10 protein-coding genes are annotated in these 13,440 nt (G+C 72.0%); all 10 read left to right on the plus strand.

The window, feature by feature from the left end:
* Window positions 1–87: 87 nt before the first annotated feature.
* The 10 genes from ACFYYN_RS05045 to ACFYYN_RS05090 all read left to right on the plus strand — a co-directional run bounded on the left by ACFYYN_RS05045 (window position 88) and on the right by ACFYYN_RS05090 (window position 13,428).
* Window positions 88–1,746 carry a fumarate hydratase gene (locus ACFYYN_RS05045; RefSeq protein WP_500332242.1) on the plus strand — a complete coding sequence of 553 codons (1,659 nt, stop codon included), beginning with the start codon at window positions 88–90 and terminating at the stop codon, window positions 1,744–1,746.
* Between the two features lie 191 nt (window positions 1,747–1,937).
* Entirely contained in the window at window positions 1,938–3,347 is a 1,410-nt protein-coding gene (locus tag ACFYYN_RS05050) for a class II fumarate hydratase (protein ID WP_500332241.1), read from the plus strand.
* A 102-nt stretch (window positions 3,348–3,449) separates the two neighbouring features.
* Window positions 3,450–4,133 carry a cytidylyl-2-hydroxypropylphosphonate hydrolase gene (gene fomD / locus ACFYYN_RS05055; RefSeq protein ID WP_500544697.1) on the plus strand — a complete coding sequence of 228 codons (684 nt, stop codon included), beginning with the start codon at window positions 3,450–3,452 and terminating at the stop codon, window positions 4,131–4,133.
* A gap of 127 nt (window positions 4,134–4,260) precedes the next feature.
* Window positions 4,261–4,947 carry a class I SAM-dependent DNA methyltransferase gene (locus ACFYYN_RS05060; RefSeq protein ID WP_500332239.1) on the plus strand — a complete coding sequence of 229 codons (687 nt, stop codon included), beginning with the start codon at window positions 4,261–4,263 and terminating at the stop codon, window positions 4,945–4,947.
* Window positions 4,948–5,462: 515 nt separating this feature from the next.
* On the plus strand, window positions 5,463–7,598 hold the full coding sequence (locus ACFYYN_RS05065; protein ID WP_500544855.1) for an ATP-binding SpoIIE family protein phosphatase: 2,136 nt from the start codon (window positions 5,463–5,465) through the stop codon (window positions 7,596–7,598).
* A 162-nt stretch (window positions 7,599–7,760) separates the two neighbouring features.
* Window positions 7,761–9,209 (plus strand): catalase, encoded by a 1,449-nt coding sequence (locus ACFYYN_RS05070; RefSeq protein WP_500326823.1) that lies wholly within the window; start codon window positions 7,761–7,763, stop codon window positions 9,207–9,209.
* A 114-nt stretch (window positions 9,210–9,323) separates the two neighbouring features.
* The gene (locus tag ACFYYN_RS05075; RefSeq protein WP_500544698.1) at window positions 9,324–9,761 is read left to right on the plus strand and encodes a hypothetical protein; all 438 of its coding nucleotides are present in this window, start codon (window positions 9,324–9,326) and stop codon (window positions 9,759–9,761) included.
* Window positions 9,762–9,830: 69 nt separating this feature from the next.
* A complete protein-coding gene (locus tag ACFYYN_RS05080; protein WP_500326821.1) occupies window positions 9,831–10,355 on the plus strand; it encodes a PadR family transcriptional regulator in 525 nt (174 codons plus the stop codon).
* Window positions 10,356–10,372: 17 nt separating this feature from the next.
* Window positions 10,373–11,038, plus strand: a complete 666-nt coding sequence (locus tag ACFYYN_RS05085) for an ABC transporter ATP-binding protein (protein ID WP_500544856.1) — start codon at window positions 10,373–10,375, stop codon at window positions 11,036–11,038.
* Entirely contained in the window at window positions 11,035–13,428 is a 2,394-nt protein-coding gene (locus tag ACFYYN_RS05090; protein WP_500544699.1) for an FtsX-like permease family protein, read from the plus strand. Before ACFYYN_RS05085 ends, ACFYYN_RS05090 begins: the two co-directional genes overlap by 4 nt.
* Window positions 13,429–13,440: the final 12 nt, after the last annotated feature.

A 13,440-nucleotide genomic window follows, 5' to 3' on the forward strand; every position in this document is an offset into this window, starting at 1 on the left:
GTGAGGGTCACCTCACACATCCGGTACCCCGCGCACGTTCTACGCTTGTTGGGCTTCTATGACGCAGCGCCAGTGAGGATGTCCCTTATGCCCGAGTTTGCCTATACCGACTTGCTCCCCCTCGGTGAGGACACCACTCCGTACCGTCTGGTCACCTCCGAGGGCGTCAGCACCTTCGAGGCCGACGGCCGGACCTTCCTCAAGGTGGAGCCGGAGGCGCTGCGCAAGCTCGCCGCCGAGGCGATGCACGACATCTCCCACTACCTGCGTCCGGCGCACCTCGCCCAACTGCGCCGGATCCTTGACGACCCCGAGGCCTCCCCCAACGACCGCTTCGTCGCCCTGGACCTGCTGAAGAACGCCAACATCGCCGCGGCCGGCGTCCTGCCGATGTGCCAGGACACCGGCACCGCGATCGTGATGGGCAAGCGCGGCCAGAACGTGCTCACGCAGGGCGGCGACGAGGCGGCCCTCTCGCACGGCATCTTCGACGCCTACACCAAGCTCAACCTGCGCTACTCCCAGATGGCCCCGCTGACCATGTGGGAGGAGAAGAACACCGGCTCGAACCTGCCCGCGCAGATCGAGCTGTACGCGACCGACGGCGGCGCGTACAAGTTCCTCTTCATGGCCAAGGGCGGCGGCTCGGCCAACAAGTCCTTCCTCTACCAGGAGACCAAGGCGGTCCTGAACGAGGCCTCCATGATGAAGTTCCTGGAGGAGAAGATCCGTTCGCTCGGCACGGCCGCGTGCCCGCCGTACCACCTGGCGATCGTGGTCGGCGGCACCTCCGCGGAGTTCGCGCTGAAGACCGCGAAGTACGCCTCCGCGCACTACCTGGACGAGCTGCCGGCCGAGGGTTCGCCGACCGGCCACGGTTTCCGGGACAAGGAGCTGGAGGAGAAGGTCTTCGAGCTCACCCAGAAGATCGGCATCGGCGCGCAGTTCGGCGGCAAGTACTTCTGCCACGACGTGCGCGTGGTGCGGCTGCCCCGCCACGGCGCCTCCCTGCCGGTCGCCATCGCCGTCTCCTGCTCCGCCGACCGCCAGGCCGTCGCGAAGATCACCGCCGAGGGCGTCTTCCTGGAGCAGCTGGAGACCGACCCCGCGAAGTACCTGCCGGAGACCACCGACGAGCACCTGTCGGACGAGGACGTCGTGCGCGTCGACCTCAACCGGCCGATGGACGAGGTGCTGGCGGAGCTCTCCAAGTACCCGGTCAAGACCCGGCTGTCGCTGACCGGCCCGCTGGTCGTCGCCCGCGACATCGCGCACGCCAAGATCAAGGAGCGGCTGGACGCGGGCGAGGAGATGCCGCAGTACCTGCGCGACCACCCGGTCTACTACGCGGGCCCGGCCAAGACCCCGCAGGGCTACGCCTCCGGTTCCTTCGGCCCGACCACGGCCGGCCGCATGGACTCCTACGTCGAGCAGTTCCAGGCGGCGGGCGGCTCCAAGGTCATGCTCGCCAAGGGCAACCGCTCGAAGCAGGTCACCGACGCGTGCGCCGCGCACGGCGGCTTCTACCTGGGCTCGATCGGCGGCCCGGCGGCGCGCCTGGCCCAGGACTGCATCAAGAAGGTCGAGGTCGTCGAGTACGCCGAGCTCGGCATGGAGGCGGTCTGGAAGATCGAGGTCGAGGACTTCCCGGCCTTCATCGTCGTCGACGACAAGGGCAACGACTTCTTCACGGACCCGGCGCCCGCGCCGACGTTCACCAGCATCCCGGTGCGCCCGGGGGCGTGACCCGTCCGAGGCGGCCCGGCACCGCGTGCGCGGTGCCGGGCCGCCTGGTTCCCCGGTCCGTTCCGGCCGCCTTCCGGGCGGCCACCGGGGGGAATGAAACGTCCCGCGCCGCTGTCCTACCGAGGGGTCGGGGTTCTACTGGGAAGTACCCGGTACGCCCGACGATGTCCGCGATGGAAGGAATTCCGGCCATGCCCGAGCAGGACGCAGAGGACGAGCGCGAGTACCGCGTCGAGCACGACTCGATGGGCGAGGTGCGCGTCCCGGCCCACGCCAAGTGGCGCGCGCAGACCCAGCGCGCGGTGGAGAACTTCCCCATCAGCGGACGCGGGCTGGAGCGGTCCCACATCGAGGCGCTCGCCCGGATCAAGGCGGCCGCGGCCAAGGTCAACGCGGAGCTGGGCGTCCTGGACAAGGACGTGTCGGAGGCGATCCAGGAGGCCGCCGCGGAGGTGGCCGGGGGGCGCTGGGACGGGCACTTCCCGATCGACGTCTTCCAGACCGGTTCCGGCACCTCGTCCAACATGAACGCCAACGAGGTCATCGCGACCCTGGCGAGCGAGCGGCTCGGCCGCGACGTGCACCCCAACGACCACGTCAACGCCAGCCAGTCCTCCAACGACGTCTTCCCCTCCTCCCTGCACATCGCCGCGACCGCCGCGGTGACCGGCGACCTGGTCCCGGCGCTGGAGCACCTGGCTGCGTCGCTGGAGCGCAAGGCCGCGGAGTTCGCGGACGTCGTGAAGTCCGGCCGCACGCATCTGATGGACGCCACGCCGGTGACCCTGGGCCAGGAGTTCGGCGGCTACGCGGCGCAGGTCCGGTACGGGGTGGAGCGGCTGCGGGCCTCGCTGCCCCGGCTGGCGGAGCTGCCGCTGGGCGGCACCGCGGTCGGCACGGGGATCAACACCCCGCCCGGCTTCTCGGCGGCGGTGATCGCCGAGGTGGCGCGGACGACCGGGCTGCCGCTGACCGAGGCGCGGGACCACTTCGAGGCACAGGGCGCCCGCGACGGCGTCGTGGAGACCTCCGGACAGCTGCGCACGATCGCCGTGGGCCTGACCAAGATCGCGAACGACCTGCGCTGGATGGGCTCCGGCCCCCGCACCGGTCTCGCCGAGATCGCCCTGCCGGACCTGCAGCCCGGTTCGTCGATCATGCCGGGCAAGGTGAACCCGGTGATCCCCGAGGCGGTGCTGATGGTGGCCGCGCAGGTCATCGGCAACGACGTGACGATCACCACGGCCGGCGCCGCGGGCAACTTCGAGCTGAACGTGATGCTCCCGGTGATCGCCAGGAACGTCCTGGAGTCGGTGCGGCTGCTCGCCAACGTCTCCCGGCTGCTGGCCGACCGCACGGTGGACGGGATCACGGCGAACGTGGAGCGCGCCCGTGAGTACGCGGAGTCCTCGCCGTCGGTCGTGACCCCGCTCAACAAGTACATCGGCTACGAGGAGGCGGCCAAGGTCGCCAAGCGGTCGCTGGCCGAGCGGAAGACCATCCGCGAGGTGGTCCTGGAGTCCGGCTACGTCGAGCGCGGGCTGCTCACCCTGGAGCAGCTGGACGAGGCGCTGGACGTGCTGCGGATGACCCGGCCCTGACGGCGCGCCGTGCCGTCGTCCCGGCGCTCCCCGGTGCCCGGCGTGACGAACGCTCGGCTCAAGGGTGACGCCCCCGTAACACGGGGTCCGTAAGATCCGTTCATGACAGCGGACATCCTTCTTCCCCGTGGGGCGGGCCAGGACGGCGGCGCGGGCCACTGGGCGCCCGGCGAGCAGGTGCTGTGGCGCTACCGCGGCAACGGCAGCGACGCGGTGCACATCTGCCGTCCGGTGACCGTGGTGCGCGACGACCCGGAACTGCTGGCGGTGTGGATGGCGCCGGGCACCGAGTGCGTCAAGCCGGTCCTGGCGGACGGCTCGCCGATCCACCACGAGCCGCTGGAGACCCGCTACCTCAAGCCGCGCACGACGTGCGTCGACCGCTGGTGGGGTGCGGGCGTGCTGAAGCTGGCGCGCCCGGACGAGCCCTGGTCGGTGTGGCTGTTCTGGGAGCAGGGCTGGCGCTTCAAGAACTGGTACGTGAACCTGGAGGAGCCGCGGCACCGCTGGCCGGGCGGGGTCGACTCGGAGGACCACTTCCTCGACATCCACGTCACCCCGGACCGGGGCTGGCAGTGGCGGGACGAGGACGAGTTCGCGCAGGCCCAGGCCGCCGGCCTGATGACGGCGGTCACGGCGGAGCGGGTACGGGAGGCCGGCCGCCGGGCGGTCGAGGTGATCGACGCCTGGGGGCATCCCTTCCGGGACGGCTGGGAGCACTGGCGTCCGGATCCGGCGTGGCCGGTACCGGCCCTTCCGGTTGACTGGGATCGTCCGGCAAGGTGACCGCGTGAGCGGCTTGCCGGGGACCCCTGCCCCAATCGTAAGATCGTGGCCCATAGTGCTGCACAAAACACAGGCTCACACTAGAGTTTGACGCTATGTCACCAAGGTCATACGGGAGGCCCGGGCTGTGGGAGTCGGCGGCTACGAGGACATACAGCTGGACCGCACCGGCCAGGCCGAGGGGTTCGACGCCATAGGTGACCGCTACGACGAGGCCTTCCCGCACAAGGAGGGCCAGGTCGCCGCGGGCGAGTGGCTCCTGGCGCAGCTCCCGGCGGGCTCCCGCGTCCTGGACCTCGGCTGCGGCACGGGACTGCCGACCTGCCGTCAGCTGGTCGAGGCCGGGCACGAGGTGACGGGTGTGGACCTCTCCGCGGGGATGCTCTCGCTCGCCCGCCGGCACGTGCCCCGGGCGACCTTCCTCCAGGCCGACATCGCCGACCTGCGGACCGGCGGCCGTCACGGACCCGACGGCCCGGGGGACCCGGGCCGCTTCGACGCCGCCGTGGCCTTCTTCTCGCTGCTGATGCTGCCTCGGGCGGAGATCCCGCTGGCCCTGCGCAGCGTCCACGACCTCCTCCTCCCGGGCGGAATGTTCACCCTTTCGATGGTGGAAGCCGACGTGGACGACTTCGCGATTCCGTTCCTTGGTAACACCATCCGGGTATCGGGTTATCTACGGGATGAATTGCGCCAGGTGGTGGCCGACGCGGGATTCACGGTCCTTAAGGAGGATTCGTACGCGTACGCGCCGCACACGACCGAAGTGCCGCCGGAGGAGCAGCTCTTCCTGCACTGCCGACGACCCGCCTGACGCGGCCGCCCCGCCACGTGCCCGGCACGTGACGCACCCGACCGGATGGAACGACCAGCGTGAGCACGGAGCGCATTTCTGAGCAGGCCGCCGTCCAGGGGACGACGGCCGGACCGGCACGTCCGGGTGACACCGAACCGGTACCGGATCCGCGGGCCGGCTTCCTGCTGCCCGCGGACCCCGCGCCGGGCGGCGGGTCGGGCGCGTCCACGGCCGGGGCGCCGGCCTCCGGGCGATCCACGGACCCGTCCGCGGCGGGCGACCGCCCGCGCCGGGGCCGCCGGAGCGGCGGCGCCAAGCGCGGCGCGGCCGCCGGCGATCCCGGCGGCACGGCCATGCCGCCGGCGGAACGTCAGACCCCCTCCGATCCCCTCGTGTCGACCCCCGCCCCCGCCAAGCCCGGCCGCGGCGGCCGGCGTGCGCGCGGCGGACGCACCGCGCGGCAGTCCTCCGAGGTGCGGGACCGTCAGGCCGCCCGGGTGGTCGCCGGCGAGGGGCTCACCACCGTCCAGCACATGGCCGCCGCCCCCGCGGACGGCGCCCGCGGACGGCAGACCGTACGGCTGCGCTCCACCGACGCCCCCGGCGGCGCCCCGGGCACCGGTCCGTCCTTCGACGGCTCCGCGGGCCGGGACCGGCGGGCCGCCACCGCCATGGCCGCTCCCGTGGAGCCCGGCCGCCGGGCCACGGCGGGCGGCGGGACCCCGGGCGTCCCGGGCGTCCCCGGTCCGACGCAGCCGGAGGGCGGCGAGCCGCGCACCCGGCAGCGGACCCCCGACACGACGCTGCCCACGTCCCGGACGACGGGCCGGCAGGGCGGCCGCGGGGGCCACGCGGGCGGGCACCCCGTCGACGAGGACTCCACCGGCGGCCAGCCGCTGAAGAAGATCGGCCCGCAGAACCGCGGCCGGGCGGGGCAGGCGGAGACCGAGCGGCTGCGCTACGTCGGCGCGGCCACCCGCCGCATCGCCCGCGGCCTGGACCTGGACGAGATCGTGCTGGGTCTGTGCCGCTCCGCTGTGCCCGCCTTCGCCGACGCGATCCTGGTCTACCTGCGCGACCCGCTGCCGGTGGGCGACGAGCGCCCCTCCGGCCCGCTGGTCCTGCGGCTGCGGCGCACCGACCGGGTTCCGGACGAGAACGCCCCGGAGCCGGTGGAGGGCCTGCTCATGCCGGTCGTCCCCTCCACGGAGGGCGCGTACGGCGCTGCCGCCGAGGTCGTGACCGTCCCCATGGACGGCCCGCTGGCCGAGGTGCTGCGCGGGGTGCGCCCGGTGTTCTCCGACAACGCGCAGGCCACGGCGGCGCTCCACGAGCTGGTCGGGGGCTGCCGGCAGGCGGAGTTCGGCGAGACGTTAGACCTGCCGACCGGACGCCGGGCCATCCTGGCACCGCTGCGCGGCCGCCGCCGGGTCATCGGCGCGACCGTGCTGCTGCGCCGTCCCGAGCGGGCCCCGTTCGACCCGGACGACCTGTTGATCGCGGCCCAGCTGGCCACCCACACCGCGCTCGGCGTGGACAAGGCGGTGCTCTACGACCGCGAGGCGTCGATCGCCGACTCCCTGCAGCGCGAGATGCTGCCGGACTCCCTGCCGGAGCCCACCGGGGTCCGGCTGGCCAGCCGCTACCTGCCCGCCGCGGAGTCGGCCCGGGTCGGCGGCGACTGGTACGACGCGATCCCGCTGCCCGGCAGCCGGGTGGCGCTGGTGGTCGGCGACGTCATGGGCCACTCCATGACCTCGGCGGCGATCATGGGCCAGCTGCGGACGACCGTGCAGACCCTGGCGGGCCTGGACCTGTCGCCGCAGGAGGTGCTCTACCACCTGGACGAGCAGGCCCAGCGGCTCGGCCAGGACCGCATGGCCACCTGCATCTACGCGGTCTACGACCCGATAGCGCACCGGGTGACCATCGCCAACGCCGGCCACCCGCCGCCGGTGCTGCTGCACGCCAGCGGCCTGGCCGAGGTGCTGCGCGTGCCGCCGGGGGCGCCGATCGGCGTGGGCGGCGTGCCCTTCGAGGCGGTCGAGCTGCCCGCCCCGGCCGGGGCGACGCTGCTGCTGTACACCGACGGCCTGGTGGAGTCCCGCACGCGTGACGTGTGGGGCGGCATCGAGATGCTGCGCGAGCGGCTGCACACGGCCTCGGCGGTGCTGTGCCCGCCGCCGCTGGAACCGCTGTGCGACGAGGTCCTGGAGATCGTCGGCCCGGGCGACCGGGACGACGACATCGCGCTGCTGGCCGCCCGCTTCGACGGCATCGCCCCGCGCGACGTCGCCTACTGGTTCCTGGAGCCGCGGCCGCAGACGGCCGGCCGGGCCCGGCGGCTGGTGCGCCAGGCGCTCAGCCGCTGGAACCTGGAGCCGCTGGCCGAGGCGACCGAGCTGCTGGTCAGCGAGGTGGTCACCAATGCGGTGCGATACGCGGAGCGGCCGATCACGCTGCGGCTGCTCCGTACCGACGTGCTGCGCTGCGAGGTGGGCGACGACGCCCCGACGCTGCCGCGGATGCGCCACGCGCAGCCGCAGGACGAGGGCGGCCGCGGGCTGTACCTCGTCAACCGGATGGCGCAGCGCTGGGGAGCGACCCGGCTGAGCGCCGGGAAGGTGGTCTGGTTCGAGATGGGCATTCCGGGCAGTGCCGACCGGTAGACGCTCCGTATCGGTACACGTTCTATTTCTGGACATTGTCCAGATCCATGGCGTGAAGTCATTGCCCGGCGTGCCGAGCCGGTGATTCAGTGTTTGTGTGGTCGTTAGCGACCAGGAGCCCCCGACGGACTCTTCCGAAGATCGACGGGAGGACACACTCACATGAGCACCCCCTACACCACCAACAACGCCGGGATCCCGGTGGAGAGCGACGCGCACTCGCTCACGGTGGGCTCGGACGGCCCCATCCTCCTCCAGGACCACTACCTGATCGAGAAGATGGCGCAGTTCAACCGCGAACGGGTACCGGAGCGTGTGGTGCACGCCAAGGGCTCGGGCGCGTACGGCGTCTTCGAGGTGACGAACGACGTCAGCCAGTTCACCAAGGCCGACCTCTTCCAGCCGGGACGCCGCACGGAGATGCTGGCCCGCTTCTCGACGGTCGCCGGCGAGCTGGGCAGCCCCGACACCTGGCGCGACCCGCGCGGTTTCGCCCTGAAGTTCTACACCGAGTACGGCAACTACGACATGGTCGGCAACAACACGCCGGTCTTCTTCGTGCGCGACCCGATGAAGTTCCAGGACTTCATCCGCAGCCAGAAGCGCCGCCGCGACAGCTCGCTGCGCGACAACAACATGCAGTGGGACTTCTGGACGCTGTCCCCGGAGTCGGCGCACATGGTCACCTGGCTGATGGGCGACCGCGGCGTGCCCAAGTCGTACCGCCACATGAACGGCTACAGCTCCCACACCTACATGTGGGTCAACGGCGGCGGCGAGCGGTTCTGGGTCAAGTACCACTTCAAGACCGACCAGGGGATCGACTTCCTCACCCAGGAGGAGGCCGACCACTACGCGGGCGCCGACGGCGATCTGCACCGTCGGGACCTGTACCAGGCCATCGAACGCGGCGAGCACCCCTCGTGGACGCTCTACATGCAGATCATGCCGTTCGACGACGCGGCGGACTACCGGTTCAACCCCTTCGACCTCACCAAGGTGTGGCCGCACGGCGACTACCCGCTGGTCGAGGTCGGCCGGATGACCCTGAACAAGAACCCCGAGGACTACTTCATCCACATCGAGCAGGCCGCCTTCGAGCCCAGCAACATGGTGCCCGGCATCGGCCCCTCGCCGGACAAGATGCTCCTCGGCCGGCTCTTCTCGTACGCCGACACCCACCGCTACCGGATCGGCCCCAACTACGCCCAGCTGCCGCCGAACCGGGCCCACACCGAGGTGCGCTCGTACGCCAAGGACGGGCCGATGCGCTACGAGCCGTCGCGCACCGCCGCGCCGTACGCGCCGAACTCCTTCGGCGGGCCCGAGGCCGACATCCGGCGCTTCGGCGACCCGGCCGGCTGGGAGGTGGCGGGCAACATGGTGCACGAGCCGTACAAGCTGCACCGCGAGGACGACGACTTCGGCCAGGCCGGGACGATGATCCGCCAGGTCCTGGACGACGCCGCCCGCGACCGGCTGGTCTCCAACGTGTCGGGCCACCTGAAGAACGGGGTCAGCGCCCCCGTCCTGGCCCGCGCGGTCGAGTACTGGCGCAACATCGACAAGGAGGTCGGCGACCGCATCGCCGCCAACGTCAACGGCCTGTGAGCCGGACCTCCCCACGGCCGCAGCCCCGGTGCACGTGATGTCCGTCCGTGCCCCGGGGCTGCATCGCGTCCGGCCGGAACGGAACCGGACGGGCCCCGCGCGCATCCCATCGGCATGAGGACGGGACGGTGGGCGAGGGCGGGGGCCGTCATACCCCTGGTGACGGCGGTGGGCTGCGGGGTCCTGGGGGCGGACGGCCCCGACTGCACCGACATCGGAGCGGAGTCGGGGGTGCGGCTCGTGTTCGACACGGAGCCCGGCACGACCTACCGGCTGTGCGCCGGCGCGGTGTGCTCGCGCAGCGGAACGGGCGACGGGCAGGAGATGCTGCTCGCCCTGGACCTGCCCGGAGCGACCGGGCCGAAGCGGGTCGCGGTGCGGTTCACCGGCACCCCGCACAATGCCCCGGGGACCGCGACCAAGCCCGCTGTGGACGAGCGCATCGACGTCACGCTCAAGAAGTGGCAGCCGAACGGCCCGCACTGCGAGCCCACCGCCTATCAGGCCCATCTCGGGTACGAACCGGGAAAGGGCCTGTTCAGGAAGGGTTAGGTCATCGGCTCGTCGCTATGCACAGGGTCTATACACCGTAGGTATACGCGTCGTGTAGAGTCCTCGGTCATGAGCATCGGCCACACCCTGCTCGGACTCCTGGAGTCCGGCCCGCGCCACGGATACGACCTGAAGCGGGCATTCGACGACAAGTTCGGCCACGACCGCCCGCTGCACTACGGCCAGGTCTACTCGACGATGGCGCGCCTGCTGAAGAACGGGCTGGTCGAGGTCGACGGCATCGAGCCCGGCGGCGGCCCGGAACGCAAGCGGTACGCGATCACCGAGGCCGGGATCACCGACGTCGAGAAGTGGCTCGGGCAGCCGGAGAAGCCCGAGCCCTACCTGCAGAACACCCTCTACACCAAGGTCGTCCTCGCGCTGCTCACCGGGCGCAGCGCCGCCGATCTCCTCGACACACAGAGGTCCGAACATCTGCGGCTGATGCGGGAACTGACCGAACGCAAGCGGCACGGCGACTTCGCGGACCAGCTCATCTGCGACCACGCCCTGTTCCACCTGGAGGCGGACCTGCGGTGGCTGGAGCTCACCGCCGCCCGCCTGGACCTACTCGCGGCGGAGGTAGCCGAGTGAGCACCACGGAGAACCTGATGGAGGCCGTCGACCTGCACAAGGCGTACGGCCCGACCCCGGCCCTGGACGGCGCGGAGTTCGCGATACGTGCCGGGGAGGTGGTCGCGGTCATGGGGCCGTCCGGCTCCGGCAAGTCGACGCTGCTGCACTGTCTGGCCGGCATCGTCCGGCCGGACTCCGGCCAGGTGCTGTACCGGGGGCGGGACCTGACCGCGATGAGCGACGCCGAGCGCAGCGCGCTGCGCCGCGGGGACTTCGGCTTCGTCTTCCAGTTCGGCCAGCTCGTCCCGGAGCTGACCTGCGTGGAGAACGTGGCGCTGCCGCTGCGGCTGAACGGCACCCGGCGCAAGGAGGCCGAGGCGCGCGCCGGCGAGTGGCTGGCCCGGCTGGAGGTCGACGACCTGGCCGCAAAGCGTCCCGGCGAGATCTCCGGCGGCCAGGGCCAGCGGGTCGCGGTGGCGCGGGCGCTGGTCACCGGCCCGCGGGTGGTCTTCGCCGACGAGCCGACCGGCGCCCTGGACTCCCTCAACGGCGAGCGGGTGATGCGCATGCTGACCGACGCCGCCCGTGACACCGACGCCGCCGTCGTCCTGGTCACGCACGAGGCGCGGGTGGCCGCCTACTCCGACCGCGAGGTCGTCGTCCGCGACGGCAAGTCCCGCGACATGGAGAGGGTGGCATGAGCACCTCCGGACAGGGCGGTACCGGCGGCATGGTCGGGACCTGGGTCCGCGACCTCGCCCTCGGCCTGCGCTTCGCGGCGACCGGCGGCCGCGAGGGCTGGACCCGCACCGTCCTCACCGCGGTCGGCGTCGGCCTCGGTGTGGCGATGCTGCTGCTGGCGGCCGCCGTGCCCGCCATGATGAGCGCCCGCAACGACCGGGCGTACGAGCGGGACTACTCCTGGTTCAAGGAGCCGCCCAAGCAGACCGCCAGCACGGTGCTGTACTCCTCGGCCGACACCAACTTCCGCGACGACAACATCCGCGGTCTGCTGCTCAAGGCCGACGGTGACCGGCCGGTGCTCCCGCCGGGCGTCAAGACGATGCCCGCGCCCGGTGAGATGGTGGTCTCCCCCGCGCTGAAGAAGCTGCTCGACCAGCCCGGCGGCAAGCTGCTGCGGGAACGGCTGGACTACCGCCTCGCCGGCGTCATCGGCGACCAGGGCCTGCTCGGACCCGCCGAGCTGGCCTTCTACGCGGGCAGCGACTCCCTCGTCGCCAGGAACGCGGACGGCACCTCCGGGAACGCCACCCGCATCCCGTACTTCGGGCGCGGTGAGGTGAAGGGCGATCCTCTGGGTGGCGTGCTGACCCTGCTGGTCGTCATCATCGTCGTGGTGCTGCTGATGCCGGTGGCCGTCTTCATCGGCACCGCGGTGCGCTTCGGCGGCGAACGCCGGGACCGGCGGCTGGCCGCGCTGCGACTGGTCGGCGCGGACAGCAGGATGACCCGGCGGATCGCGGCCGGCGAGGCACTGTTCGGCTCCCTGCTCGGACTCGCCGTGGGCACGGGGATCTTCCTGGTCACCCGGCAGTTCTCGCCCGATGTGACGCTGTACGACATCAGCGCCTACCCGTCCGACATCACGCCCGGTCCCGGGCTGGCCGCACTGGTGGCGGTGGCGGTTCCGGGGGCGGCGGTCGCGGTCACCCTGCTGGCGATGCGCGGCATCGCCGTCGAGCCGCTCGGAGTGGTGCGCAAGGCCACCGCGCAGAAGCGCAGGCTGTGGTGGCGGCTGCTGATCCCGCTGGCCGGGCTCGGACTGCTGGCCCCGCTGTTCGGGAGCATCTCCCAGAACACCTCGGTCAACCCCTACCAGGTGACGGCCGGCGTGGTCCTGCTGCTGGTCGGTCTCACCGCCGTACTGCCCTGGCTGGTCGAGTCGGTCGTCGGCCGCCTCCGCGGCGGCCCGCTGCCCTGGCAGCTGGCCACCCGCCGCATCCAGCTCAACAGCAGTGCCGCCGCCCGCATGGTCAGCGGTGTCACCGTCGCCGTCGCGGGGGCGATCGCCCTCCAGTCGCTCTTCACGGGGGTCCAGAACGACTTCGTCACGGCGACCGGAGACGACCCGGAGCGCGCCCAGCTCAGCATCATGCAGACCGTCGACAGCGGGGCTGAGGCGCAGCGCGTGGAGAAGGCCTTCGCCGAGACCCCGGGCATCCGCGCGGTGCTCGGCGTCATCCAGGACGACGCCGCCCGGGGGGACATCTCGAAGCGGATGGGCGTCGACGGGAGCCAGAGCGTACCCCTGGTCCTGGGCGACTGCGTGACGCTGCGCGAACTCGCCCACGTCGGGGCCGGCTGCGCCGACGGCGACGTGTTCCTGGTGTCCGACCCCGGCGGCTACGGTGACATGAGCTTCGCCGAGCCCGGCGACACGCTCGACCTCAACACGCCGGTCACGGACAAGTACACCGGCACGCCGCGGCCGTGGCGCATCCCGGCGGACGCCCGCACGGTGCAGTCCCGCGTCTCACCGGACGGGAACCAGGAGTGGGGCGTGCTGGCCACCCCCGGTGCCCTGGACGTGGCGGCCCTGCGCACGCCCGCCGTCCGGCTCATGCTGAGGACCGACCCGGGCTCGCCGGACGCCGTCGAGCACGCCCGCAACACCGCGGCGAAGATCGACCCCACGCTCAGCGTCTTCCAGCTGACCGCCACCAGCGAGGACCGCAAGTTCGCGACGATCCGGCGCGGGCTGTTCATCGGCGCCACGGCCACCCTGGCCCTGATCGGCGCGAGCCTGCTGGTCTCCATGCTGGAGCAACTGCGCGAGCGCAGGCGGCTGCTGGCCGTCCTGGTCGCCTTCGGCACCCGGCGGTCCGTGCTCGGGCTGTCGGTCCTCTGGCAGACCGCGCTGCCGGTCGCCCTGGGACTCGTCCTCGCCGTCGTCGGGGGTGCCGGTCTCGGTGCCGCCCTGCGGACGATGGTGGGTGAGGAGCCCCGCGTCGACTGGGCGAGCGTGGGCGCCATGGCCGGCGCCGGAGCGGGAGTGGTCATCCTGGTCACGGCGCTGAGCCTGCCGCCGCTGTGGCGGATGATGCGTCCGGACGGTCTGCGCACCGAGTGACCCCGGGCGGTT

The sequence above is a fragment of the Streptomyces sp. NPDC001902 genome (assembly GCF_042891295.1).
Lineage (GTDB): Bacteria > Actinomycetota > Actinomycetes > Streptomycetales > Streptomycetaceae > Actinacidiphila.